Genomic DNA, 24272 nt, shown 5'->3' on the forward strand with positions numbered 1-24272 from the left:
GGCGCCGGTGCAGACCCAGAAGGGCCGTCCGGGCGCGCTGGGGCCGACTCCACGGAGGAGAGCCGGCGGTTCGGGGTCCTACGCATGCGTGTTCTCCTCCTCGGAATCTGCTTGGGCCAGCAGGTCCGGGTCGCCGAAGTGGGCTTCGGACGCGGCCACCAGCGGGGCCCACGGGTAGTCGGTGAAGTCGCGCAGGCCGAGCAGCACCGGGCGTGCGCCGGAGGCGAACAGGACCGCGCGGCCGCGCGGCATGGCGCGCAGGTCGGCTTCGGTGAGGATGCGTTCGTCGCGGTTCTGGTGGCCGGTCGAGCGGTGTCCCCTGGTGCCGACCGACAGCGAGCGGTCGGCGATCTGGCGGTCGCCGATCAGCTTGGCCAGCAACGACAACGTTTCGCCGTCGTTGATGCCGCGGCCGGCGACGAAGATATTCGCGGCGCTGATCATCATCTTGAACATCCGCTCGCCCCACGCCTCCTCGCCCTGGGGCGCGGACTGCAGGATCACAACCAAGATCAGGCCTTTCGAGCCCGCGTGGCTGTAGAGGCGCGGGAGTTCGGGCCAGCGGCAGATGTTGGCCGCCTCATCGAGCTCGAACAGGATCGGTGTCGGCACGCGGCCACCGGAGGTCTCCGCATATTCCTCGCCCGCGGCGTAGACCGCCGCGGTCAGTGCGGCGGTCAGCGCGCGCGCCGAACCGGCGCCGTCCTTGGACAGCAGCAGCAGCGTGTCGGCCTCCGACCGTACGAACGCGTTCGGCTCGAACACCGGCCGTGCATCATCGGTGCCGGTGGGGGCCATCCACGGAAGAAACTCCGGGGTCTCCAGGAACCGCACGAACGACCGCGCGGTGCCGAAGAGACCGTCTTTCTGGTCGGGGTTGAGGTCGAGGAAGTTCTCGACGGCTTTGGCCATCGTCCGGTACCCGTGCTCGCGCAGGATCTCGGCCGGGTCCGGCACCCCCGGGCGCGGCGAGAAGCCGGTGAGCCAGTCCGGGAACCGGGTCACGTATTCGCCGCTGAGAGCGGCGGCCATCACCAGGTTCGCCAGCAGCGCGCGGCCTTCGGGTTCGAAGTAGGGGTCGGCGCCGGCCATGTCGGCCGTGGTACGGGCGGCTGCCCAGATCTCAACCAGCTTTTGGGCGCGCTCGACGTTGGTCACGAACGACATCGGGTTCCACCACCAGCTCGGCGGCCGGTGGGCGATCTGCTGCGGGTCGTTGACCCATACCCGCCCCATTTCCGAGCGCGGCCCGCAGATGCGGTTGTGCATGTCGCGCTTGTTCTCCGTGGCCACGACCGGGCCCCGGTGGGAGAGCACCTGAGGGATCGCGACTGAGCGGGTCTTGCCCGCACGAGTGCCCATGATCCACACCTGGGACCACTCGTAGGTGCCGTAGAGGTTCTGACCAGTCAAAACTGCGCGTCCCACCGGGACCCCGGCGCCGGCGTGCGCGCAGCCGAGCCGCTGGGCATCGCGGGCCACGGCTTGGTCGGTCAGCTCGTGGAAATCCCGCCGCGAGGACATGTCCGAGGCGAGGGCGTCGGTCCATTCGCGGCCGCGCCACCACCGCCACGCGAGGACGCCGATCACGGCGGCGGCGAACAGGGTGAGCAGCGCGAACAGCAGCAGCCACCCGGTCGCGGCCGGGTTCCACCGGCCGGTGCCGCCGCGGTCGGCGGCCCAGGACACCGGGTCGCCGTGGCCGGTGCCGCCCAGCTGCGCGGACAGCCACACCGCGGCCGCGCACCACAGCAGGGCGAGCACGCCCAGGAGCACCGCCAGTGCTTCGCCGCCGGTCATCCCGGCCGCCGGTCGGCGCTTGTTCGGACGCTGGGTGGGCATGGTCTACACCGCCTCGTCGAGCAGTTCGTCGTAGCTGCCGCCGCCGCGGTTCATCGACGCGATCGCGTCGTGCCACGTGCGGTTCGTGTCGTTGAGCGCGAGCTCGGCGTCGACCAGCTGCACACGGAAGGGCAGCCCGAGATCCTGTCCCGTTTTCAGCAGGAACTTGCCCCGCCCAGGCGGGGCGTCGGCTTTTCCGGTCTTCGGGTTGACCGTGCCGCGTGCCGACCAGCTGGTGACCATGGCCTGTTCGCGTGCGGACATGGCGAACACCTCGGCCAGGTTGCCCATCTCCTTGTGGTCCAGCCCGCCCATGAACACCATTTCCGAGCGGGACACGAACCCCCAGGCCTTTTCCGTCGCGTCCGCAGTCGGCAGCTTGAGGTCGGCCATCGTGTGGGTGATCAGGATCTGCGCGAGCCCGAGCGTGCGGTTGAGCCGGGTGAGGTCGTCGATGCGGTCGACCATGAACTCGGCGGCGCGCAAGGAGCGCCACAGCTCGTCGTAGCCGAGGACGTAGACCTGACGCGGCTGCAGCCCGGCGTCGGCCAGGTGCTTGGAGGCGGTGACGGCGGCCGAGCCGTAGGACCAGCAGACCAGCTGCAGACCGGCCTGGACGGTGCGGTCGGCGGCGTCGACGGCCTGCAGGTCGAAGCAGAACGGGCGGCCCATTTCCATCGGCTCGGTCGTGTGGTGGGCGAAGATCCCGCCGAACAGGCCCTCGTCGGAGCACAGCGCCAGCAGGGCGTCGACCAACCGCTCGGTCCGCTCGGCGTAGCGGGTCTCGTCGCCGCGGTCCTGGGCGATCAGCTGCAGCTCCTTCGGCCGCTGCCTCACGACGTCGAGGACGTCCTGCACGACGGGGATGTCGGTCTGATGGCGGTCCTGCCAGCACCGGATCGCCGCGACGAGGATGTTCTGCTCGTGCGCGGCCAGCCGCGTCCCGATCGCCAGCTCGCACAGGCCGATCATTACGTTCGCCCTCCGGCCCTCCATGTCCGCGCGCGCTTCGGCGCGGGGTGGCGGAGCCGGCCGTCGCGGCCGGTCATCGTCTCGGGCAGCTCCATGAGCCGCTGCCACAGCGGTCCCAGGTCCAGGGGATTGACGTAGGCCGAGCCCCGGCCGGGAGAGACGACCTTGCCGTCCAGCTCTCGGATCAGGTCGACGTACTCGCCCTTGAAGTCGGACAGGACGAGCGGGATAACGCCCTTGTCCGGCAGCTGGATCATCATGTGCCGCACCAGCGACGACTTCCCGACCCCCGGGCGGCCCAGCACGAAGCACGAAGGGTTGTTGATGAGGCCGGCGGCGAACCACGCGACGAGGTCCGCGCACAGGATGCCGCGGCCGCCCAGGTGCGGGCCCAGCGCGGAGCCGATCATCGGCAACGTCGACCCGGCCGAGAACGGATACAGCCCGGTGACCTGGACCGACGGTCCTCGGAACTCGGGCGGGGCGTCGACGATGGTCGTCTCGCCTCCTCCGGCCATCGCCCACCCCGTGCGCGTGAGCGCCGACCGCGCCAGCCGCTTACGACGGGAACGGCTCAGCGCGCGACTCCAGAACTTGTTCATGCCGCACCCTCCTGATGCTTGCCCGGGGCGCGCAGCGCGCTCTGAGGAACCAGCCCCAGCGGCAGGGACGAGAGGAAAGAGACGTCCTGGGCGCCCTTGGGCAGGCGCAACGCGATGCGGGCTTGCCCGGCCAGACCGGTCTTGACCGCCCGCGAGGCCCGCGCCAGCTCGGCGGTGTCGCGGACGGTGACGGTCACCAGCAACCCCACTCGGATCAGCGGGGACCCCATCGCCACCTGCTTGGTCGTGCGCTGGGCGGCTTCCAGTTCCCCGGCCGCGGCGGCCTTGGCGTAGCGGCCTTGGGTGGCTTTCAACCGGGCGTTTTTCACGTCCCGCTCGGATGCGGTCGCCGAGATCTCCGGCGACTCCGGCCGGTACAGCAGCGCCACGCGTTTGCGGGCGATGTCCTTGTGCGGCGCGAGCATGTGGTGCAGGGTCTGCGCGAAGAACACCCCGCGCGGCGGCTCTTTCATCTGCCAGGTGCGCGAGACCGCGGTCTCGTGCTCGTAGTACTCCCAGTGGTTCCATGCCGAGATCGGCCCGGCCTGCGCCCACTCGATGCCAGTTCCGCCGCCGTCCTCGCCGGAGCGCAGCTGCGCCTCCTCGACGAGCTCGGCTACCGACGGGTCGAAGGCGACGCGCACGTAGTCGGTGATCTCCTGAGCCGTGCACGGCCGTGCCCCGGTCCCGGCGCCGGTCATGTCCAGCGACCCGGTCCAGGTCGGCAGGAGATCCCCGATCAGGTCGGCCATCTCCTGTTCAGTGCGCGCCGGTTCGTCGGTGCTGCCCGGCGCGATCGCCGAGAGCGTCACGGTCAGCCGCACTGTCGTCGCCGGAGTCCCGACGTGGTAGCTGTTCAGGATCTGGTCGGTGACTCCGCGCGAGAGCTGGGGCGCGCCGTTGACCCGGCCCCGGCGCACCGCACGCAGCAGGCGGCGTCCGGAGTCCGGCACCGTCTCCACCACGACGGCCGCGCCCGCGATCTCTTCCACCGTGTTCAGCCGGCCCAGCCACGCTGCCCAGTGGGCCAGGCAGCTGTCGATGGTGGACTTGTCCAGGCCCTCGAAGCCCGTGGGGAAGGCCTCGATCACCACGGTGTAGAGGTCCTGTTCGGGCCACACGATCAAACCGAATTCGCGGCTGTGGACGTCGCGGTAGGTGCGCAGCCGAGTCGGGGCGGCCAGGCCGGGCAGGCGGCATTCCCCGTCCGGAACGTGGCCGGTCAGGCCCTGGCGCAACGCAGTGCGCCCGGCCTTTTCGGCGCGAGCGTGCATGCGGCGGCGCCACATCATCTGGTACCGGCCGTATCCGTCCTTGGTCGGGAACGTCGCCGGTGCCAGCACTGCCGCGCTGATCGCCAGCCACACCACGGCCACCGTCAGCAGCTGCAGCACTGCGACCAGCACGATCAGCACGATCGCGGAGAACACCGCGAACATCGTCGAGCCGAAGCCGAGCGAGCCCAGGCCCGGAAGCTTCGGCGAGATCAGGTTGCCGTAGGTGACATCCCGTTCTGCGGTCTCGTTGGGGGTAGTCATCGCTGGGTTCCCTCCGCGCCTTCGGCGGTGTCCGGCTCTTCGCCGGACCCGATCTGATCGGTCAGTCGGCGGGTTACTTCCGACCCGCCACGAATCGCGTCGCCTCGGCCTGTCGAGCGGGAACCGGCCGCGGCGGGAGCGGGCGACGACCCTCCGCTCGAACCGGTCGCGCCGCCGGGCGCGGGGGCGGCATCAGCCTGGGCGCCGCGGCTTTCCGGGGTGCCGGAACCGCCGCCAGGACCGGATCCCCCACCGCCGCCACCAGAGCCGGAACCGCCGCCTGCGGACGCAGGCGGTTCCGGGCTTCCGCCAGGCGAACCGGATCCGCCGCCGGCGCCGGTCTGCGCCAGCCCGGCACCGCCCATGCCGCTCCCGGTCGCCCCGGATCCCGCAGTGCTGGCACCGCCGCCGGCGGCTCCCGCTCCGGCCCCGGCCACGATCGCGGCACCGGCGGCGACGGCGCCGATCGCGGCCCCACCGGAGAACATCGAGGAGCTGCCTGCCGCTGCGGCCGGGGCGATGAACTTGATGAAGGCCGGCAGCGCCAGCGCGGCGATCACCATGATCACCATGCCGTAGATCGCGTCCTGGATGGAGCCTCCCGGCGCGTCGGCCTGCGACGTGGCGGTGGTGGTCATCAGCTTGATGCCGACCGCGTAAATGATCGCCGCGACCGGCTTGTACAGCGTGAACCCCAGAACGATCATCCCCAGGCGTTTGAACCGCTGCCAGCCCTCCTCGCTGGCCGTCGTCGCCGCGAACCCCGGCGACAGCGTGAGGAGCACGATCACGACAGGAGCCCGGATCACCATGAACACGCACTGGATCAGCGAGCCGATCAGGCAGAGGAGGAACAGGATCAGCCACAGGCCCAACAGGGTCCCCGGCGCGCCCGTGCCCAGCCCGATCTTCATCAGCTTGTCCATGCCCTGAGACGGGTCGCCGTCCGACGCCCGTTCCAGAATCCACGGACTGAATGCGTCGCCCGCCGAGATCAGCAGCTGCGTGATCGCTGCCAGGCACAGCGGACCTGCCGCGACCGTGGCCACCTGCCGCACGAGGCCCTTCGCCTCGTGCGCTTCACCGGACCGGTGCGCCGACCACGCGATCCGGCCGAGGCCGAAGACGAACGCGCACACCGCGAAGAAACCGGTGAACGCCGACAGCGCCCCGTGGAACCAGTCGAGTGTCTGAGACTCGTGCCATTGCCCGTCCGCGCCCTGGCCCGCCACCGTCGGCGACGGCACCTTCATCCAGAAAGTCGACAGAAACTTGACGAGGCCGATCACAGCCTCGCCGAACGCCTTGACCATGTAGGCGAACGCCTTTTTGGCGCCGTCTTCGAGATAACAGCCGATGCTGATGCCGCAGTTGTCCGCGAGAACGATCCGTGTCATGAGCTCGGCCCCCACGCGATGAACCCCGACGGCATGGTCTGGCTCGCGACGGGCTGCAGCGGGCCGCCGGTTCCGTCGATCTTCCAGTCGCCGCCGCGCCACACCATCGACATCGCGAACTGCCCGTAGGCCCCGTCGGTGAGCAGGAGGCTCACCTGGCACCGGTCGGGCTGGCACGCCCCGATCGAGAACCCGGCCGGGGTCAGCGGGCTCTGCTTCGCGTCGGCGGTCGACGCGATCGTCGCGTCGCGCCCGGGCCCGGGAGTCATCCCCGCGTACGCCACCTGGGCCGCCTGCCCCGGCGTCGCCAGCCCCTCGAGGATGACCGTGGCGGCGATCAGGGCGCCGGTCGGAGAATGCTGGAAACAGCTGTGGACCGGGCCTTCGGTGCGGATCGGCCCGTAGTCGGGGCTGGTCGGGATCGAGGCCATGTTCTCGGCCCGCCACGTCGCCTGGGGCGCGCTGGTCGGGACCGTGGCCGAGCCGCTGGTCCCGGCGCACCCGGTGTCGCTCCAGCCGTCATTGCCGTTGCCCGGCACCGGGCCGGCGCCGACGGGAGGCGCCTGCGCCGGCGCCGCGTCGCGGCCGGAGGGCAGCAATACCCAGACCAGGCCCGCGGTCACGACCACCACGATCGCGGCCGCGACGTACCATCCCCCGGTACGGCTGAAAAACTTGTCCAGCCGGCTCGGCTCGACGACCTGCTCGCTCCGCTCGGCTTTCTCGCTCTCCTCGGCCATCAGGCCTGCTCCCTTTCGTCTCGGACGTGCTTAGCCAGCGCTGACACCGAGCGCGGCGAAGATCGCTGTCGCGGCGCCGAGCAGGACGGCGCACACGAGGCAGATGACGGCTCCCGTGCCGCCCTCGAAGTGCCCGTGGCGCAGCGCGGCGAGGCCGGTTTTGCCCATGGCGGCGATGAATCCGCCGAACAGGGCCAGCCCGACCAGCCCGCTCAACCAAGCCCCGATGGTGCTCAGCTGGCCGGTGCCGGGGGGAAGCTGGCCGGCGGCCAGGACGGCCGCGGAAAGGAAGGGATTCATCAGCTGCTCCTTGCTTGTTGTTGACGGTGGATGTGCGGGCTGGCCAGTTCGGCTTTGGCCAGCACGTTCTTGCGGATGCGCCGCATCCGGGAGGAGAACCGGTCCGGGTGCGTAGGCCCGGGGTTCAGCCGCAGTTCCTCCTCCCAGTCCAGTCGCCACGTGACCGGGAAGATCCGCGACGCGGACTCGGCGGGCCGTTTCTGGGCCCCGAGGCTGGGCAGGTCCGCGACCAGCACCAACCCGAGGATCCGGATCTGGTTGAGGCCGCCGGAGGCCCACTGCTGACCGGTTCGGCGCACGAGATCGAGCCCGCGCGCGTGGGTGCGGGCCACCAGCAGCACCGGGGCCGAATTGGTCCACAGCCAGTCCAAGCCGACGCCGCAGTCGACGACACCGGCGCCGAGCATTGCCGCCACCGTCGTGGCCCCGGCGCCGCCGTGCAGGCCGACCACCTGCAGCAGCGGGACTCGCGGGATCCGCGGCGGCGCGACCCGCGGCGACACCATCCACAGCGGCAGCCGCAGCACCGGGTGCGCCGGGGCAGGCGCGCCGGTGGGCATCGGGGCACCTGCGTACTCGAACTGTCCCCGGTCCTGCTGGAGCGGGGCCTGGATCGGCGACGGGCGAACCTCCGGAGCCAGGAACGGGTTGGCGACCGGGGTTTTGTCTTTCCTTCTCATCAGCGCTCCCGCTTCCATCCGGGACGTCCTCGCTTTCCCTTGTCCGCTCATGACGCTGGGTTCCAGCCGTTGACCAGCCATCTGCCCTCGGCGCGGACGACGACCACGCGGACGGTCACCGCGTCGGTGGGCACGTCCACGGTGATGTCGTCGGGCATCGCCGAATGGATCGCCGCCGGTCCGGTGATCCGGGTCGAGTCGACGTTCTGCGGATCGACGGTGCGCAGCTGCGTCACCGCCTCCGGGGTCGACAACGGCTGCAGGCCCGCGATCCACTGGCCTGACTGGACTCCTTCGGCGGGGCGCAGCCACCGCTGCGCCCACTGCAGGGCCGTCGAGGTCGCGGCCGCTTGGTCGGCTGCGGACGGCGGCACGGTGGCCGGGTTGACCGGGACGAGCGCGGTGGCGGACGTCGCGGCCGGGCTGTGGTCGGCGGTGTCGCGTTCGCCGGTGGCGCACCCGGCCGCGGCGGCGGTCAGCGCCACCGCCGCCGCGATGCGGAGAACGCGTGCGGACAGCTGCATCAGGGGCCTCCCGGGGCTTGCGTGGGCAGGAACGTGACCGCGGACGGCATGAGCCCGACGTTGCGGATCTTCGAGATCTTCACCGGGACGCCGTCCTGCTGGGCTTCGACCATCTGCCCGCCGCCGAGGGACATCGCCACGTGGTGGATGGTGGCCGGGTCGTTGGTGTTGTAGGCCCAGAACAGCAGGTCGCCGCGGCGCGCCTGGCCGACCGGGACGCGGGCGCCTGCCCGGAACTGCTGGGCCGAGGTTCGCGGCAGCGTGATCCCGGCCTGCTGGTAGGAGCGCAGCATCAGACCGGAGCAGTCGAAGGCCCCGGGCCCGGTCGCGCCCCACTGGTAGGGCTTGCCCTGCTGCGCCAGCGCGAAGACGACGGCGGCCTCCATGCGGCCCGCGTCCAGCGCGGACGGCCCGCACACGTCGGCGACGCCGCCGGGCGGCGCGCCCGCGGCGGGCGGGACGGCATCGCCGTTCTGCGCGATGACCGCCGCGGCGAAGGCTTCCCAGCGGTGGTAGCGCTCGGGGAATCCGCTGCGCTCGACCCGCTGGGCGGCGTCGCCGGTGCGCATCGACTGCCACCCCGGGACCGCGATCAGCACCGAGTACCACTTGTTGACCTGGTAGGTGACGTCACGCAGCTGGGCGGGCGTGCCCCAGCCCATGCTGGGGCGCATCTGGAACACCCCGATCGAATCGCGGTCGCCGTCGGGGAGGTTCCGCAGCTCGGACTCGGTTTTCCCGGCCTGGATCGCAGACTGCCATGCCTGGGGCGGCAGGCCTCGCTGCTTGCCGATCCCGATGATCGAGGCGACGATCGACCGCTGGTCCGGGGTCAGCGCGGCCGCCGCTCCCTTCGGGTCGACGGGTGCATACGATCCGCCGCCGCAGCCCTGGCCGGGCTGCGGGTTGTTCCCCGAGGACGCGAACATCGTCAGCGGCAACGCCAGCAGCAGCGCGAACAACCCGCCCACGGCCCACTTCATCAGCGGCCTCCCGCCGAGGCCGGAGCCGCGTCGGCTGCGGGGACGGCGTACAGGTGCTCGGCGTTCCCGTCGCGCGCCACCAGGTACGCGGTGGTCCCCCGCACCGCGCCCGGCGCGCCCGGGACGGACGTGCCGCCGGTTCGCCCGGCGGCCAGCGCCTGCGTGCTCGCCGCGGTCAGCCCTGCGGGGGTGGCAGCGACGGCCGTGCCGTCGACGGTGCCGAACGCGGCGGCGTCGCCGACGACGCTGGTCTGCCACCCGGTCGGCAGCGACGTGGTCTTCCCGAGGTCGAGATCCACGATCGAGGTGCCGTAGATGCCCCAGTGCCCGGAGGGAGCCGCCGGGGCCAAGGCGGACGTCGTGCCGGCCGCGACCTGCGCCTGCGGCACCGGCGTACTGGTCCACAGAGGCTCGCCGCCGGCGACCGGGAAGGCCCTCAGCACGACCGTGCCCGACGCCGCGCCTGGCGGTGCGTAGGCGAGCACGATCGCCCGTTCGGTGGCCCCGGCGACCGACGAGAACGTCGCACCTGCCGGTGCTGCCACCGGGATCGGGTCCCCCGCGACGGCGTCGGACGTGATGCGCCACAGCTGTCCCGGCGCGGCCGCGGCCACCAGGGCGCCGTCGGCGGTCGGGAACAACGGGGTCGCGCCCGAGGGCAGCACCCGCGCGACGAGGTCCTGGCCCTGGACGACCAGAACGTGCTGTCCGCCGTTGTCGTCGGTCACCATCGGACCGGTCGGCGTCACCCGGACACGAGCGCTGGAAGACGGAAGTTTCGCGGTCAGCAGGGACCGGCCGGTGGCCGGATCCCACGCCTGGATTTCCGAGGAGGACGCGGCGACGACCGCCGGTGCGCCGCCGATCCGGGTGAGGGCCGGTCCGGTCTGCACCGTTCCGCCGAGCCCTGCCGACCACAGCCGGGCGCCGGTCGCGGCGCTGTAGGCGACCACCGAGCTCTTGCCCGGCGCGAACACGCGCAGCTCGTCGGCCGCGACCTGGGAGGCCGGGTTCGGGCTGTTGGCCTCGACCGGAGCCGACCACGTCGCGACCCGGGACCAGCCTGCTGGGCCCGCTACCGGAAGCTCGGTCGCCACAGGTTCCGGTAGCGCGGGGGCCGCGGACTCCGACGGAGCCGGACGCTGCAGGATCAGCACGGCCGCGACCAAGGCCACGGCCAGGGTCAGCGCCACGCCAGCGGCGGCGATCAGCACAGCACGGCGCGGCCGGCGGGTCTTCCGGGGCGACCGCAGGGCCGTCGCATCGTAGGTCTGGCCGTCGTCGGTCACGACCGTCTCCCACACCGCGCCCGACAGATCCTCGCCCTTGGCGCGGATCGCCCGACCCGGGCGCAGCGCAGCCTTGCGCGCGACCTCGCGGATCAGCTGCGCCCGCACCTCGGCGAGGTCGCCGGACACGGCCACGACCGCGCCGTCGACCAGACCTCGCACCGTGCCGTCGACGGCACCCGGCTCGGCCTCCAGCCGAATCCGCACCACCGGGTACACCGGCACCGTCGCCGGGTCGAACCCCGCCCCTCCCGGCGCGGTCCCCCTGCGGGACGGGCCGCTTTCCCTGGTCGGGCCCATGATCTCCTCCTCTCGCCCAGCCGGTCCTGATCAGTTGCTCCGGGACGGCCGTCGCGACGCTCCCCGGAACCCCCATCGGCAATGTAACATTATTAGCATTGATTGATAGTTCATATTGTTAGATAACTGGGGTTGCGGCCGACACGGAAAGGGACGGCGGGATGATGGGCGACGACGTGACGCGGCGGCGACCAAGGATGCGACGGGTGACACTCGCGAGACTGCCGGGGTTCTCCCCGCGCCGACTGCGCTCCGAACGCGAGCGGCGCGGCCTGTCGATCCTGGACCTGGCGGACCTGATCGGCACGACCCGCAGCTCGGTGCACAAATGGGAGGCCGGCGACGTCTCGCCGGACCCGCGGCACGCGAAGAAGGCCGCCGACGTCCTCGGCATACCGCTGCGGGAGCTGACCGACCTCGACGACGAGCAGATCGGGCTCGCCGAGCGGAGAGCCCTCCAGGGGCTGACCGCCCGCGACCTCAGCCGCAAGAGCGGGATCGACGGCGCAACCCTCAGCCACATCGAGAGCGGCCACCGGCGGCCCAGCGAGCACCAAGCCGCCGCGATCTCCGCGGCCCTCCAGCTCGGGGCGGGAGAACTGCGCACGCTGTGGGAACGCACCCGCCAACGGCGGATGAGCGAATTGCGGCAACGAGCCGGGCTGGACGGCCGGCGCCACGACGAGAGCGGTACAGCGCAGAGCTGACCCATCCGACGACAGCGCGGCGGTGACGAGCCCTCCCCTCCCCTGAACTCGAATCCCGCCGGTGTCTTTGCCGGTCGTTCCCGGCTCCGCTCGTCCGGCGAGTTCCGGCCCCGCCGGCGGTAGCCTCCAACGAAGCAAGGACCGGCGCAAAGCCTGGCTCGTGGCCACGTGCCGATCCCGGCAACCGGTCGCGAGGCGGGGCCGAATCCCACCGGATTTTCCGGTCGAGGCGGGGCCGGAACCGGCCGGAAGAAACACCCCGGCTCCGCGACTGGCTTGGTTCGCGAGGGTGCCGGCAGCGACCGGGAGGACGGCGCATACGCAGGTCGCGGCCGGGCCTGAAACCGCCCGGCCGCACTCGTCGCACCAAGTGCTGGCCTGCATATGCGCCTTTGTCCTTCCTGGTTGCCGCCGCTCCGGGTCAGGCTGGTTGGGCGGTGGTGATGAGGTTGTCGGCGTAGCCGAGATCTCCGCCGGCCCACCGGCCGCCGCAGGTGATCAGCAGCAGCGTTTCGGGGCCGGTGCGCCGGTTGACCTCGCTCGGCAGCCCCGACCTCTTGTCGTAGGCGCGGGTGCCGGTGACCCGGTAGCGGCGCGGCCCGGACCCGGTGGTGGACAGCGTGATGTCCTGCCCTGGTTCGACCCGGCCGCCCGCCGAGGGCGGCAGCCACCTGCGGGCGAATCCGGCGTGCCCGGCCCAGTTGATGTGCCCGGTCACCACCACGGCCCCGGTCCCGGAGCCGGGCAGCGCGGAGTCGACCCACCACCCGACCCGGCCCGGGTCTGTCGGCGGATGCAGCGCGCCGCGGCCGGTCGGGGCGATCGTGTCCACGCTCGCGGCCGACCCGTCGGGCAGGATCAGCCGGTTCGGGGCGTCGCCGGTGTCCGCCCGCGCGGGCACCGGTGCCGGCGCGACCGGTTCGGGCTCGCCCGGCCCGGGGACCGGCGCGGGGGCGACGGTCACCGGCGGCGGAGCCTGCCGGCCGGACCCGGCCCCGTCACCTGCGGCGGCGGGGCCGGGGGACGGCGCGGTGACGGCGATCGCGATCCCGGCCGCTACCGTGATGGCTCCGGCGGCCAGCAGCAGCCCTGTCCGGCGGCCGGGCCGCCGCCCGCCCCTGTCGTCAGCAGGGACGGACGGCGCGCCGCCGCCGTGTTGCTCGGCGGCCATCCCGTTACTCCGCCGCCGCCGCGGCAGCGGCGGAGACCGGTCCGGCGGTGACCTGCCGCACGACCACGTGCTCGCGGACGCGGTCCTGGGTGCGGACCACGATCCTGGCGTTGACCAGGTCCACCGCGACGGCCTCGGCCTTCGGGGCGACCGTGACCGGCTTCAGCGCGGTGTCGACCTGGTAGCCCTGCGGCGCGACCAGTTCCCTGATCCAGTACCGGCCCGCCGCGAGCCCGCCGGGCACCGCGACCGTCCCGTCCGGGCCGGTGGTCAGCACCTCGCCCAGGGTCCGGGCGCCGTCCTTGTCCGCGTAGAGCTGCACCTGCGCGCCCGCCAACGGCTGCCTGGTGTCGGCGTCGAGCTTGCGGACCACCGTGCGCACCGTGTCGGCGAACGCGACGGCCGCGGTCTGCCCGGACTTCAGCTCGACCTTGCGGACCTCGCCCGAGCGCTCCAGGCCGCCGGGCGCGGACACTTCGCTGACCAGCACGGTTCCCGGCCACGCGTCGACGAGGACCGGCTTGTCCGCGGTGGTCACCTTGTCCGCGATCACCGTCCCGTCCTGTCCGGTGACCTTCAGGACCGCGCCGGGCACCGGCCGCAGATCCTTGTCTCCCTCGACCACCTTGACCAGCGACAGCGCGGCTTTCTGGGTCACCTCGCGCGTGTTGCCGCCCGGACCCGGGTGGGCTGGGGCACCACGACCGCGCGCTGCACGGTGTCCTGCGCGGGCACCCGCATCCGCACGTCGGTCGCCGGGGCGGTCGTGCTCGCCGACACCTCCACCGTGCTCCCGGCCGTGCCCGGGGTCACCGGCACCGTCACCGCGCCGTCCGGGCCGGTGCTCGCCTGCGCCGGGCCGGTCCCTCCCGACACCGCGACCGTCAGGGCCTGGCCGGGCACCGGGTCGCCGGTGGCCGAGGCGACGCGCAGCGTCCACGGCGCGGACTGCCCGCCCCGCAGCTCGCCCGAGGGCGGGGCCACCGCGACCGTCCACGGGCCGCGCAGCCGGTCACCGGCCGCGCGCAGATCGTCGACGATCTTCCGCACCGGGCCCGGGGCGGCCCGGTAGTGCAGGCCGTAGTCGTAGCCGACCTCGCGGAAACCCGCGCCCGCGTCCGGCGGGCGCTGCGAACCGGTCAGCTGGTGCAGCAGGATCGCCACCGCCGCCGACCACTCCGGGCTCTCCGCGTGCGCGCGCCCCGCCTCCAGCCACACCGCCGCCCGCGCCCGGTCCTCCGGCGACAGCGGACCGCCCCACTTGTCGGTCAGCACCACCGGGTCCGGCAGCCAGCCCGTCGCCGTCGACGGGTTGTTCAACGCGAACTGCACGCACCACGCCTTCGACCCGTCCGACAGGACGTAGGTGCCCTCCCAGTCCGCAGCCGCCCGGTTGCCCACATAGGGCTGCGACGGCTGCAGCCACAGCCCCGTGCCCTCGCCCGCCGCCGACGCGACACCGCCCAACGCAGCCGACCCCGCCGCCATCGTCACGACCGCGACCACCGCCGCGACCACCGGCTTCCACCATCTCTTCACAACCACTGCCTCATCTCCATCCGAATCCCCGGCCCGAACAGCCGGAACTCTACAATAAAACTCTACAATAAAACTGCACCTCGCACCTGCGCGCCGGGGCTGCGCGGTGAAGCGCGGAGGAGGGATAATGCGTCCCATGAGGGGGCACGCATGAGCATCGGCGTCCGCCGGGGGTTCGACCCCGAGGCGCTGGCGGCGGCCCGCCGCCAGCGCGGCCTGTCCCGCGGCGACCTCGCCCGCCTGGCCGACATCTCCCCCGCGGCCGTGGCCTCCCTGGAGACCGGCCGCCGGCAACCTCAGGTGGACAGCCTCGCGCGGATCGCCGCCGCACTCGGAATCGCGGTGCGAGACCTCGTGCCGATCCCCGACGAGCAGCGGCACCTCAGCGACCTGCGCGTCCACGCCGGCCTCACCCAAGCCGCACTCGCCGCCGCGATCGGGGTCTCCCCCACCCGCCTCGGCGCGCTCGAACGCGCCGAGCAGGCCCTCGCCGACGACCTCGCCCGCCGCCTCGCCGACGCCCTCAGCGTCAGCCCCTCAACGATCCGGGCCGCCTGGACCCGCGCCCGCGCCAGACCCTCCCGCACCCCTGCGTAGTCCCACGCCCTCTCTTCGCCCCAGGCTCCGCGCCTGCCCCTGCGGGCAGCCAGGAGCCCCGGCTCCGGGCGCGCTCCGGACGATCGCGGCGCACCTTTCCCACCTGCGGCGTCCGTCAGTCGAACAGTCATTCCCGCGGTCCCTCCCCCTGGTCTTCGGAAGCCCCCTTGCCTCGCTGGTGTCCGAGAAGTTTTCGCGACCGCGCGTAGGCGATCAACTACTATTGCCAGGGGTATGACTGCCAGGGGTATGACTGGAACTATCAGGCGACGCGGTGATTTGCCTGCCTCGTTCAGGCGAACGGCGGTTGTGCGATCACGTAAAGTAGGGGGACAGCGCGGTGCGTAGTCGCGAGAGGTTGAGCGGCAGTGATGCAAATCACACGCCTGGCCCTCTTGAACCGCCTTCGTTCGGGGGGTATTTGCGGCATCTGCGGACGACTGACGCCGCGGGGTTTCCGGCCGGTGCGCCCGCCCGGCCGCGGCCTCGGATGAGCCGGGACGACCTCGCCGCGGCAGCCGGTGTCAGCACCGGGTACGTGATCAAGCTGGAACAGCGGCTCGGGAACCCATCCGCGGACATCGTGGACCGGTTGGCTGACGCTCTGCACTGCTCGCCTGTCGAGCGCCAGCACCTGCACGACCTGGCGACGGCGCAGCTGCCGGGCGCGGCCACGGCGCGGGCCGGGTACCGGCCGCCGGAGATCACCGACGTGATGAAGCAGATGGTCGACAACCTTGTCCCGCAGCTGGCGGGGTACGTCGACGACGCGTGGAACGTCCTCTACGCGAACAGCGAATACGCGAGGATTTTCCGCGGCATCACCCGCGTCGGCAACGTGCTGGCCTGGTTTTTCGGGGTGCCGGAGTCGCGGGCGATCATGGTGGAGTGGGAGACCGAGGCCCGGCTTACCGTCGCGTGGCTGCGCGGGCTGATGGCGCGTCGCCCGGCGGAGCCGATGTTCGAGCAGGTTCTGGAGGCGTTGGCGGGCTACCCGGATTTCCGTGCCATGTGGGAGCGCCAGGAGCTGCTGATGGGCCGCCACACCCAGCACATGCGGGTGCGCGACCTCGACCGAGGCACCGAGTTCGTCCTGCTTGCCCAGGTGCACAAGGCTCCCGACCCGACGGTGCCGGTGCAGATGTACCTCGGGACCCGCTCCCCGGACCCCGGCGCGGCGGACGCCTCCGGCGCCGAGCGCTCTCGCCCCTAGGCTGCCGCTGGTCAGCGGAGGGCCGCTCCCGCAGTGGTTAGCCGTGGCCGGAACGCCGTCAGCGCCGCGATCACCTGGCCGGGGTGGGTCAGCGTCGGTGTGTGGGCGGCTCCGTCGATGACGGTCACCCCGCTCGCGCCGGGCAGCCGCCGGTCGAGCAGCTGCATCCGGTCGTAGGGCAGGCTGTGGTCCTGCGACCCCCACATCAGCAGCGCGGGGCAGGCGATTTCGCCGAGCCGCCCGGACACGTCGTCGCGTTCCATCAAGCACCGTGCCGGAGCGCCCAGCGGCAGGCTCCTCTGCTGCCACGTCTGGCGCCATTGCCGTTCCAACGCCGGGTCGCCCAGCAGCTGCGCGGCCAGCGGCCCGGTCAGCTCGTCGGCAGGGCCGTGCTGGTCAAGCGCAGCGAACAGCCGCTCGTATCCGGCCCGGTCGTCCGGGTCGCACGGCGTGGCCTCGGTATCCATCAGCACCAGGCCCTCGACCCGCTCCGGAGCCAGCAGCGCCGCCCGCAACGCGATAAACCCGCCCTGGCTGATCCCGCCTGCCACCGCCCGTTCCAGCCCGAGCGCGTCCAGCAGGCCCAGCAGGTCCCGAGCCAGGTCCCAGTAATCGAACGGCTGCCCGTCGTCGGCGGTGCCGCCGTGCCCGCGCGCGTCCCATCCGATCACCCGCCACTCGCGCCCCAGCCCGGCGGCCAGCGGCGCGAACACCGTGGAATCGAGGAAAAACCCGTGCCCGAGCACCAGCGGAATCCCGTCGCCGCCGGTGTCCTCATAGGACAGCTCGCGTCCGTTCGCCCGCACCGATGCCATGCCCCGCCCCCAGTTCCTCGTCTCCGACAACGTCCCCGCGAGCATCCCCGCCACGTGCCGACGGATCAAGGCACCCTGCCGCACTTCCGGACAACGCCACATTCCGGAGCCCGGAAACCTGGACCGTCGCCGAGCACACGAGGGACGACCTATCTCAGTAGTAGTACGGGTAGTCGGACCAGTCCGGGTCGCGCTTCTCCAGGAACGCGTCGCGGCCTTCGACGGCCTCGTCCTGCATGTACGCCAGCCGGGTGGTTTCGCCGGCGAACAGCTGCTGTCCGACGAGCCCGTCGTCGATCGCGTTGAACGCGTACTTCAGCATCCGCTGCGCGGTCGGCGACTTGCCGACGATCGTCCAGCCCCATTCGAGCGCGACCCGCTCCAGCTCGGCGTGCGGCACGACCTCGTTGACCGCGCCCATCCGGTGCATCTGCTCGGCCGTGTAATCCCGGCCGAGGAAGAAGATCTCGCGCGCGAATTTCTGCCCGACCTGCCGGGCGAGGCCCGCCGAACCGTAGCCCGCGTCGAACGAGCCGACGTCGGCGTCGGTCTGCTTGAACCGCGCGTGCTCGGCCGAGGCGAGGGTGAGATCGCACACGACGTGCAGCGAATGCCCGCCGCCCGCCGCCCAGCCGGGCACCACGGCGACCACGGGTTTCGGCATGAACCGGATCAAGCGCTGCACCTCGAGGATGTGCAGCCGGCCCGCCCGCGCCGGGTCGACCGTGTCCGAGGTCTCCCCGCTCGCGTACTGATACCCGGAGCGTCCGCGAATACGCTGGTCACCGCCGGAGCAGAACGCCCAGCCGCCGTCCTTCGGCGACGGGCCGTTCCCGGTGAGCAGGACGCACCCGACGTCCGCGCTCATCCGGGCGTGGTCGAGCGCCCGGTAGAGCTCGTCGACGGTGTGCGGGCGGAAGGCGTTGCGGACCTCCGGACGGTCGAAAGCGATCCGGACCACCCGTTTGCCGGAGCGGGCGTCTCGCGAACGGTGGTAGGTGATGTCGGTGAAGGAGAACCCTTCGACCTCGGACCAGGCGGCGGGGTCGAACAACTCGGAAACGATCACACCACACCGTAACCGCAGCACTACCGAACCCGCTTCACCTCACGCCCGCCAGGACCGGCCCGCAGGGGTCGGAGCCGGTCCGATCGGGTTCGTGGCTCACCGGACCGGGCACAGCGGCGGCATGGACATTCTGTACTGCGCCCAGCGCGGCCGCCGATTCGTCATCTACCGCCGCCACGAAGGCACGACCGAACAGATCAAGCGGAAAGACCTGGTCAACCGCATCGTCCACGCAGTCCAGAACGGTGGAACCTACGCCCTCGCGCCCGGCTATGCGGACCAGCTCGACCACGACATCCAGACTCAACTGGCCCGCGCTCAGTCCGGATTCCTGCTTTAAACAGCCCGCCTCCTCACCGCCTGCCCGCACCCGGGACCACAGGAAGACCCCCACCAGCGGATATCCGCCACGCCTACGCCGGCTCCCCGATCGTGGTCAGGCTGCGCGCGGACGGTAAGACCGGTGCATGACACCTGCGGCTCCTCGACCGGTCCTCATCGACACCGACGGCGGCCTCGACGACGCGCTCGCCCTGCACTGCCTCGCCCGCTGTCCGGACATCCGCCTGGTCGCAGTGGGCGCCGTGCACGGCAACGTCACCGCCGACGCCGCAGCCCGCAACGCCCTGCGCGCCCTCGAGCTGGCGGGAGACCGCTCCACTCCCGTCGCGGTCGGCGCCGCCGAACCGCTCGCCCAGCCGCTGCGGCTGCGCCACCCCGACGACCCGTTCGCCGCCCTCGCCGGGCCGCCCGGCCGCGAAACCTCCGGCCAGAACGCCGTCGAGCAGTTGCTCGGCCTCGCCCGCGCCCGCCCCGGCGAGCTCGAACTGCTCACCCTCGGGCCGCTGACCAACCTCGCGACCGCCCTGTCCGCCGAGCCGCGGCTGCCCCGGCTCCTCCGCCGCGTCGTCTCCATGGCCGGAGCCCTCGACACCACCGGCAACATCACCGCGGCTGCCGAGACCAACGTCCACCTCGACCCCGACGCGGCCGAGCACGTCCTCTCCGCCGGCTTCGCGTTGACCCTGGTCAGCCTCGACGTCACCCGCACCGTCACCGCCGGCCGCGCATGGCTGCAGCAGCTCGCCGACCACGCGGCGCCGCCGTGGGGCCCCGCCGCCGCGATGCTCGCGCAAGCAGGAGACCAGGTGCCGAGCCTCCCCCTGCACGACCCGCTCGCCGCGGCCGTGCTCGTCGACGAGCACCTGGTCCTCGAACGCCGCGACGCCCCGGTCGCCGTCGTCCTCGACGACCGCCACGGCCACCGGGGCGCGACCCGCATCGCCACCGACGACCCGGCCAGGCCCCCGGTCGCGATCACCGGCGCCGTCGACCCCGAAGCCGTCCTCGCCCGCCTCGCCTCCGCACTCACCGCCTGACGGCCCACCCCGGCAACAGCAGCGTCCGCGCCGGGTCGTGACCAGCGGAAACCTTCCTTGGCTTCGAGAAGATGCTCGACCACCAGGACATCTCCCCGGTCAACCGCCCCGCGACCAGCACCGAGCAACCGGCCAGCAACCGCCAGACCTACTCGCCCGAACGCGAAGCCCTTGGCGTGGTCGCTACCGGCATCGAGCTGGTCGACCCGCCCCCGGCCCGCTGCGGCTCCGCGACCAGTCCTCATCGAATTGGTCTGCACGCAGGACACCTCTGCCCGTACCCCCCCCGTACGGGTACCTCTGACCTGGGGCTTTCCGTGCGGGAGCCTTGTCGATACGGTCCGAACTTGATCGACTACGGCTCGTACACGCGATCACGTCAGTGCGACAGAGAGGCAGCCGTGGCCTTGTACTACGGCAACGGCGTCCTCACCTGCCTGGGGTTCTGATCCGAGCACGAGGGCGCCGAGCGGCCCTCGTGCGGCCAATGCTGCCGGGCACGCTGCGAGTTCGCGAGCGTGCCCGGCAGCGCCGTGCCGGAGCGGTCCGGCACGGCGCAGCGTTCGCTGCGTCGAGTCACGTCAGGCGTTGCGGTCGGGGTCGTGCCGGAGCAGCCGCTGCAGGGCGGCGACGTGCCGGTCGTAGCGGGCCTGCCCCAACGGGGTGATGCGGCCAATACGCATCCGATGGGATATGCGGCGGTTCCCGAATATCCCGGAAAGGGGCCACTGGGTTAAGTAGCTGCTGGTCAGAGGTTGTCTTAGATGCCTGTCCGGGGTGATGCGAGCGGATGCTGCGGTCGTATCCTCGCGGTGTGCCCGATAATGACGCCCATGCGGCGAGCGCTCCCCAGTTCAACGGTGACCTGCGCGCAGCGGTAGAGCTTCTACGTGCGACCGTCACGAACGACACCGGTGGCCTGGACCAGTGGCAAGCCGTTTACGGCACGCTCTTGTCTGGGCTTCCAGACGATGTCGTCGATCCAATGGCGCACAGGGTGGCGAAGTCGTTCGAGCAGGTTCGCAGCAGTGCCGATCTCCCGGATGCGGTCAGGGCATTGACTCGGGAGGTCGTCGATGTTCTCAGTCGCGAAGCCAGCCGACTGCTCAGCACGACCGCTATAGCGCACGTCGCTCTGGAGAAGAAGCTCCTGGAGGATGTGGCGGTCGCTACGGGACGCCCCATCGACGATGTTCTCGCTCAGCTGGACATCTGGATCTCCGACCTGGAGGTTGACGAGTAACTCGGCGGCGCACCGCAGTCCGCTAGTTCCTGGTCAGTGGTGTAGTGCCCGGTGGAGTTGGGCGTGGAGGGCGGTGAGTTCGTCGGCGGTGGTGTCCATTGCGCCGGTGCGCTCACCGGACATCCGCAGCTCGCCGTCGCCCGCTCGGCATCCGTTGCCACGGCCAGCGCGCCGCGACCCATTCTGCGACGAGGTCGCCCTGGTCAGAGGGAGGGGAACATGCTTCCGGACGTGCGTTTAATGGCATTCGCACCGCTGCCGCCGGGGTTTCTCCGTACTTGGCCACGTAAGGGCCGTTCTTGTCGGGTGACTCGCCGCAGTCAGGCGGACAGCGGTACAGACTCAAGCTGGGGTGAATACCGGGTATTCACCCCAGCGACCCTCCGCTCGGCCGCTCCCCCGCCAGCCCGGCGCGGTCACGCTGTCGCCGCCTGGTCGGCGAGCGCGCGGTAGAGCGAGGCGCCCCAAAGAGCGCGGACACGGCGAATGGCCCCCGCTGCGGCGGGGGCCATTCGCCGTGGTCCAGTTCGGTTACAGGGCGCGGCTGAGCAGCGTCACCGGCGCCTCCTCCGGCGCGCCGACGACCAGCTTCGTGTCGCCCTTCGCGAGCTTCTTCATCAGGTCGCGCACTTCGATCGCGACCGGCTTCGGCAGGCCCAGCTTCGCCGCCAGCTGGGTACTCGCCGGCACTCCGCCGCCGTCCGGCATGATGGACGGCGTCAGCGACCCGGCGGCCATGCCCTCGAAGCCGCGCAGGGCGTGCGGCAGCAGCGGCAGCGTCCGCTCGTCCAGGACCACCTCGGGGCGGGCGTCGCGCTCGGCCCGCAGCGCACGGGCGTCCGCGCTGGCGGTGTCTAGCGCTGTGCTCAGGTTGCCGAGCCGATCCTGCAGCTCTTCCTCGCGCCGCCGGTGCTCCTCGAGGGCGGTCCGTGCATCGTCGAGGTCGCTGACCAGCTGCTCGTGCGCGTGCAGGTCGTCGGTCAGCTTGAGCAGCGTGGTCGAGAGCTGCCCGGTGATGTGGTTGTAGGCCCACACCAGCATCCCCACCATCACCGGCGCGATCGCGCTCTTCACGGCCAGCAGCAGCTCGCCGTGCGCGAGGTGCGTGCCGGCGTTGAGCGCCAGCGACGCGGCGAGGATCGCCGCCTCCTGCATGTAGCGGGACAGCCGCCAGCCCTTGACCAGCTGTTTCCGCTGGGCCATCCCGGCCCGCGCGGTGGTCGCCGAGGTCAGCATCAGCAGCACCAGCGTCCCGCCGAGGCAGACGTCGATGCCGTACGACAGCCAGAACAAGGGATTGCCCAGCTCGCCGCCGGGGACCAGCTGCTGCTGGACGTTCACACCCGACCAGGCCAGCAGCAGGACGACCCCGCCGATGATCGCCTGCTTGGCTGTGACCAGCAGTTTCGCCGTCTCCGCCAGCTGTGCCGACTTGCTGGTCAGCTGCTCGGCGCGGTCCCCCGCCCGCAGCTTCCAGCGGCGGATCTCCGCCTCTTCGTTCCTTCGGCGGTCTTCCTCGGCCGCGTCCTTCTCCTCCCGCGCCCGCTGCCGGCGCGCTTCCAGCTCGCGGGCCTCGAACGCCGCCTGGTTCTCGCGCACCCGCTGCTGCAGCTCCAGCGCGCGCAACCGCTTCTCCGCCGCGATCCGCGCGTCGATCTCGTCGAGCTCGGGCGTTTCGAACAACGCGGTGCTCTTGCCGAGCACCGCCTGCCGTTCCTCCGCGGCCGCGGCGCGCTCCGCCAGCGACAGCAGCGGCCGTTCCGGCCGCCGAGCAGCCCGCCGGAAACCGGACCGGCCGTGACGGCCCGTCTGTGTGTTTCCGCTGGTAGCCAAGGCCGTATCATCAACTACGGACATCACGGTTCCAATCTGTCGTGTCCAGGCCCCGGGCGGTGTTCCAGCACCTCCGGGGCCGCTTTCCTATTTCGCCCGCTTCGTGCGCACCGGAGCAACCTGGGAGATCCGGGCCACCGACACGCCCCACGCCCGTGCGAGCTCGGCGGCTCCCACGCCGTGCCGCCGCGCGTCTTTGGCCGCAGCCGGCATCTCCGCCTGGATCACGCTCTCCAGCTCGTCACGCCACCGCCGCAGCCGCGTGAGCCGGTCCCAGCTGCTCTCGCCGTCCTCCGCCGGCCACCGAGCCGACGCGTCGCGGATCTCCGGGTCGCCCACCGGGGCCCCTTTCAAGCAGATTTAAATCAACTTGATTTTAATGCATCTGCTGACGCGGCTGCAACAGTGTCATTAGCTGGTCACGGTGCCCGCGCATGGTCAGAGCAAGGATCGCGCCCACCTCAACGCACCCGCAGCGCTCGGGCAGAGCGCGCTCCGCGCAATGTAGCGAGGTGTGGTGAATACCGGGTATTCACCACACCTGCTCAGCCTCGCTCGGCGGCCTGCCTGTCCAGTCAACGATTCAGGTCGAGCTGCGGAGCGCAGTGACCAGCTCGTCGACTTCGTCGGCTGTGAGCTGGTCGAGCAGCGCAGTCGCAAGCTGGGCGGGCGAGCGTTCCATGATCCGGATGGTGATGGCAGGTTTGGCTCGCGATGTCTTCTGCGGCGAGTCGTCGCCCTCTGGGGCTTCGGCACCGCTCTGCGAGTCCTTGACGCTATCACTTGGACTGGGGGGTTCTGAGCGAGCCTCGCCGAAGCCCGGGGGGCCGGCCATCCAACGCTGCCACTGCTCGTCGGGTTTGAGCCGAAGATCGATGAGCCATCGGCGTGCCACCTCGATCGGCAGGTCGCCGACCGCGAGTAGCGGCTGAAGCTTTTCATGCAGCCGTGGGCACTCGCGGGCCAGCTTGAACGTGATGCGGTCCTCCTCGACCTCCTTCTGCAGGTCAGGATGGAGCCTTGTCAGCCCGACTCGATGATTTACCCAAGCCGGTTGCTTTCCCAGTGCCTTGGCGAGCGCACGTTCGGACCCGTAGCGGGGCACCATTCTCTTGAGGTGTCGGCCGAGAAGCAGAGGGTTGAGCTGCTTGCGATGCTCGTTCTCGCTGATCATCGCCTCGTCGATCTGGTTCTCGGTCCAGTCGTCGTGGATCGCGCACTTGAGCGCGGGCAGATCAGCCAACGGTGCTGCCTCGAGGCGGCGGCAGCCGTTGATCACCACATACCTGGCGGTGGTGACCTGGTCGGCGAGATGCGGCTTCTGGTCCAGAAACGCCCTGCGTGACATGACATTGAGGTTCTGGAGCTGGCCATGGTTCCGGAGAGTCGCAGCGGTCTCCTCGATCTCCGCATCCGAAGAGCGAGGGTTCTCCGGGTTCGGCTGCAACTGCTCCCGCGGAATCGCGATGAGGCGGTCGCTGGCCGCAGTCGTGGTGAGCTTGTGGTCCTCGGTGGTCCCGAGTTTGACGCGGGCCACGA

Annotated in this window: 25 protein-coding genes; 6 read left to right on the plus strand and 19 right to left on the minus strand. The window is 71.4% G+C overall.

Features of this window, described 5'->3' with window-relative positions; translation table 11 throughout:
• Window positions 1-78: 78 nt before the first annotated feature.
• From CU254_RS42255 to CU254_RS42305, 11 genes are read right to left on the minus strand one after another with little or no spacing between them, the layout of a single operon-like run.
• Window positions 79-1842, minus strand: coding sequence for a type IV secretory system conjugative DNA transfer family protein (locus CU254_RS42255; protein ID WP_009086656.1), 1764 nt, complete (start codon window positions 1840-1842; stop codon window positions 79-81).
• Window positions 1843-1845: 3 nt separating this feature from the next.
• On the minus strand, window positions 1846-2814 hold the full coding sequence (locus CU254_RS42260) for a hypothetical protein (protein ID WP_100267223.1): 969 nt from the start codon (window positions 2812-2814) through the stop codon (window positions 1846-1848).
• Window positions 2814-3416, minus strand: coding sequence for a hypothetical protein (locus tag CU254_RS42265; protein ID WP_100267224.1), 603 nt, complete (start codon window positions 3414-3416; stop codon window positions 2814-2816). The genes CU254_RS42260 and CU254_RS42265 overlap by 1 nt, the downstream gene beginning before the upstream one ends.
• Window positions 3413-4954, minus strand: a complete 1542-nt coding sequence (locus tag CU254_RS43550; protein WP_009086653.1) for an SCO6880 family protein — start codon at window positions 4952-4954, stop codon at window positions 3413-3415. Before CU254_RS43550 ends, CU254_RS42265 begins: the two co-directional genes overlap by 4 nt.
• Window positions 4951-6351: a hypothetical protein gene (locus CU254_RS42275; protein ID WP_009086652.1), complete on the minus strand. Its 1401-nt coding sequence runs from the start codon at window positions 6349-6351 to the stop codon at window positions 4951-4953. Before CU254_RS42275 ends, CU254_RS43550 begins: the two co-directional genes overlap by 4 nt.
• On the minus strand, window positions 6348-7091 hold the full coding sequence (locus CU254_RS42280) for a hypothetical protein (RefSeq protein WP_009086650.1): 744 nt from the start codon (window positions 7089-7091) through the stop codon (window positions 6348-6350). Before CU254_RS42280 ends, CU254_RS42275 begins: the two co-directional genes overlap by 4 nt.
• A gap of 30 nt (window positions 7092-7121) precedes the next feature.
• Window positions 7122-7391, minus strand: a complete 270-nt coding sequence (locus CU254_RS42285) for a hypothetical protein (RefSeq protein WP_009086647.1) — start codon at window positions 7389-7391, stop codon at window positions 7122-7124.
• Window positions 7391-8071, minus strand: coding sequence for a DUF6668 family protein (locus CU254_RS42290; RefSeq protein WP_158688181.1), 681 nt, complete (start codon window positions 8069-8071; stop codon window positions 7391-7393). Before CU254_RS42290 ends, CU254_RS42285 begins: the two co-directional genes overlap by 1 nt.
• A gap of 47 nt (window positions 8072-8118) precedes the next feature.
• Window positions 8119-8595 (minus strand): hypothetical protein, encoded by a 477-nt coding sequence (locus CU254_RS42295; RefSeq protein ID WP_050788579.1) that lies wholly within the window; start codon window positions 8593-8595, stop codon window positions 8119-8121.
• Window positions 8595-9578, minus strand: coding sequence for a C40 family peptidase (locus CU254_RS42300; RefSeq protein WP_009086635.1), 984 nt, complete (start codon window positions 9576-9578; stop codon window positions 8595-8597). The genes CU254_RS42295 and CU254_RS42300 overlap by 1 nt, the downstream gene beginning before the upstream one ends.
• Entirely contained in the window at window positions 9578-11167 is a 1590-nt protein-coding gene (locus CU254_RS42305; RefSeq protein WP_009086634.1) for a PQQ-binding-like beta-propeller repeat protein, read from the minus strand. Before CU254_RS42305 ends, CU254_RS42300 begins: the two co-directional genes overlap by 1 nt.
• A 206-nt stretch (window positions 11168-11373) precedes the next feature.
• On the opposite strand from CU254_RS42305, the gene CU254_RS42310 reads away from it, so the two are divergent.
• Window positions 11374-11874, plus strand: coding sequence for a helix-turn-helix transcriptional regulator (locus tag CU254_RS42310; protein WP_037719552.1), 501 nt, complete (start codon window positions 11374-11376; stop codon window positions 11872-11874).
• A 421-nt stretch (window positions 11875-12295) separates the two neighbouring features.
• On the opposite strand, the gene CU254_RS42315 is transcribed toward CU254_RS42310, so the two are convergent.
• Genes CU254_RS42315 through CU254_RS42325 form a run of 3 tightly spaced genes read right to left on the minus strand, consistent with a single transcriptional unit; the run spans window position 12296 to window position 14590 of the window.
• Window positions 12296-13045 carry a class F sortase gene (locus CU254_RS42315; protein ID WP_009086632.1) on the minus strand — a complete coding sequence of 250 codons (750 nt, stop codon included), beginning with the start codon at window positions 13043-13045 and terminating at the stop codon, window positions 12296-12298.
• 4 nt (window positions 13046-13049) lie between these two features.
• Complete coding sequence (locus tag CU254_RS42320) at window positions 13050-13703, minus strand: collagen binding domain-containing protein (RefSeq protein WP_100267225.1); 654 nt, start codon at window positions 13701-13703, stop codon at window positions 13050-13052.
• On the minus strand, window positions 13700-14590 hold the full coding sequence (locus tag CU254_RS42325; RefSeq protein WP_159396495.1) for a hypothetical protein: 891 nt from the start codon (window positions 14588-14590) through the stop codon (window positions 13700-13702). The genes CU254_RS42320 and CU254_RS42325 overlap by 4 nt, the downstream gene beginning before the upstream one ends.
• A gap of 144 nt (window positions 14591-14734) precedes the next feature.
• On the opposite strand from CU254_RS42325, the gene CU254_RS42330 reads away from it, so the two are divergent.
• Together CU254_RS42330 and CU254_RS42335 are read left to right on the plus strand one after the other, a co-directional pair.
• Entirely contained in the window at window positions 14735-15181 is a 447-nt protein-coding gene (locus CU254_RS42330) for a helix-turn-helix transcriptional regulator (protein WP_009086630.1), read from the plus strand.
• A 340-nt stretch (window positions 15182-15521) separates the two neighbouring features.
• Window positions 15522-16394, plus strand: coding sequence for a helix-turn-helix domain-containing protein (locus CU254_RS42335; RefSeq protein ID WP_009086629.1), 873 nt, complete (start codon window positions 15522-15524; stop codon window positions 16392-16394).
• An 11-nt stretch (window positions 16395-16405) separates the two neighbouring features.
• On the opposite strand, the gene CU254_RS42340 is transcribed toward CU254_RS42335, so the two are convergent.
• Window positions 16406-17209 (minus strand): alpha/beta fold hydrolase, encoded by an 804-nt coding sequence (locus CU254_RS42340; protein WP_009086628.1) that lies wholly within the window; start codon window positions 17207-17209, stop codon window positions 16406-16408.
• 154 nt (window positions 17210-17363) lie between these two features.
• A complete protein-coding gene (locus tag CU254_RS42345; protein ID WP_037719548.1) occupies window positions 17364-18278 on the minus strand; it encodes a 1,4-dihydroxy-2-naphthoyl-CoA synthase in 915 nt (304 codons plus the stop codon).
• Window positions 18279-18369: 91 nt separating this feature from the next.
• On the opposite strand from CU254_RS42345, the gene CU254_RS42350 reads away from it, so the two are divergent.
• The 3 genes from CU254_RS42350 (at window position 18370) to CU254_RS42365 (ending at window position 20900) form a co-directional block, all read left to right on the plus strand.
• On the plus strand, window positions 18370-18618 hold the full coding sequence (locus tag CU254_RS42350; RefSeq protein WP_158688180.1) for a hypothetical protein: 249 nt from the start codon (window positions 18370-18372) through the stop codon (window positions 18616-18618).
• Window positions 18619-18745: 127 nt separating this feature from the next.
• On the plus strand, window positions 18746-19657 hold the full coding sequence (locus CU254_RS42355) for a nucleoside hydrolase (RefSeq protein ID WP_009086625.1): 912 nt from the start codon (window positions 18746-18748) through the stop codon (window positions 19655-19657).
• A gap of 814 nt (window positions 19658-20471) precedes the next feature.
• Complete coding sequence (locus tag CU254_RS42365; RefSeq protein WP_037719542.1) at window positions 20472-20900, plus strand: hypothetical protein; 429 nt, start codon at window positions 20472-20474, stop codon at window positions 20898-20900.
• Between the two features lie 531 nt (window positions 20901-21431).
• On the opposite strand, the gene CU254_RS42370 is transcribed toward CU254_RS42365, so the two are convergent.
• From CU254_RS42370 to CU254_RS42380, 3 genes are all read right to left on the minus strand, one after another.
• Entirely contained in the window at window positions 21432-22733 is a 1302-nt protein-coding gene (locus tag CU254_RS42370) for a hypothetical protein (RefSeq protein ID WP_037719540.1), read from the minus strand.
• 87 nt (window positions 22734-22820) lie between these two features.
• Window positions 22821-23072, minus strand: coding sequence for a hypothetical protein (locus tag CU254_RS42375; protein ID WP_037719536.1), 252 nt, complete (start codon window positions 23070-23072; stop codon window positions 22821-22823).
• 244 nt (window positions 23073-23316) lie between these two features.
• The gene (locus CU254_RS42380; protein WP_009086618.1) at window positions 23317-24270 is read right to left on the minus strand and encodes a ParB N-terminal domain-containing protein; all 954 of its coding nucleotides are present in this window, start codon (window positions 24268-24270) and stop codon (window positions 23317-23319) included.
• Window positions 24271-24272: the final 2 nt, after the last annotated feature.

This window comes from Amycolatopsis sp. AA4, from assembly GCF_002796545.1.
In the GTDB taxonomy this organism is placed as follows: domain Bacteria; phylum Actinomycetota; class Actinomycetes; order Mycobacteriales; family Pseudonocardiaceae; genus Amycolatopsis.

Coding starts and splice junctions, on each gene's coding strand:
- CU254_RS42255 (WP_009086656.1), bottom strand. CDS start 1,842: ATGCCCACCCAGCGTCCGAACAAGCGCCGACCGGCGGCCGGGATGACC.
- CU254_RS42260 (WP_100267223.1), bottom strand. CDS start 2,814: ATGATCGGCCTGTGCGAGCTGGCGATCGGGACGCGGCTGGCCGCGCAC.
- CU254_RS42265 (WP_100267224.1), bottom strand. CDS start 3,416: ATGAACAAGTTCTGGAGTCGCGCGCTGAGCCGTTCCCGTCGTAAGCGG.
- CU254_RS43550 (WP_009086653.1), bottom strand. CDS start 4,954: ATGACTACCCCCAACGAGACCGCAGAACGGGATGTCACCTACGGCAAC.
- CU254_RS42275 (WP_009086652.1), bottom strand. CDS start 6,351: ATGACACGGATCGTTCTCGCGGACAACTGCGGCATCAGCATCGGCTGT.
- CU254_RS42280 (WP_009086650.1), bottom strand. CDS start 7,091: ATGGCCGAGGAGAGCGAGAAAGCCGAGCGGAGCGAGCAGGTCGTCGAG.
- CU254_RS42285 (WP_009086647.1), bottom strand. CDS start 7,391: ATGAATCCCTTCCTTTCCGCGGCCGTCCTGGCCGCCGGCCAGCTTCCC.
- CU254_RS42290 (WP_158688181.1), bottom strand. CDS start 8,071: ATGAGAAGGAAAGACAAAACCCCGGTCGCCAACCCGTTCCTGGCTCCG.
- CU254_RS42295 (WP_050788579.1), bottom strand. CDS start 8,595: ATGCAGCTGTCCGCACGCGTTCTCCGCATCGCGGCGGCGGTGGCGCTG.
- CU254_RS42300 (WP_009086635.1), bottom strand. CDS start 9,578: ATGAAGTGGGCCGTGGGCGGGTTGTTCGCGCTGCTGCTGGCGTTGCCG.
- CU254_RS42305 (WP_009086634.1), bottom strand. CDS start 11,167: ATGGGCCCGACCAGGGAAAGCGGCCCGTCCCGCAGGGGGACCGCGCCG.
- CU254_RS42315 (WP_009086632.1), bottom strand. CDS start 13,045: ATGGCCGCCGAGCAACACGGCGGCGGCGCGCCGTCCGTCCCTGCTGAC.
- CU254_RS42330 (WP_009086630.1), top strand. CDS start 14,735: ATGAGCATCGGCGTCCGCCGGGGGTTCGACCCCGAGGCGCTGGCGGCG.
- CU254_RS42340 (WP_009086628.1), bottom strand. CDS start 17,209: ATGGCATCGGTGCGGGCGAACGGACGCGAGCTGTCCTATGAGGACACC.
- CU254_RS42355 (WP_009086625.1), top strand. CDS start 18,746: ATGACACCTGCGGCTCCTCGACCGGTCCTCATCGACACCGACGGCGGC.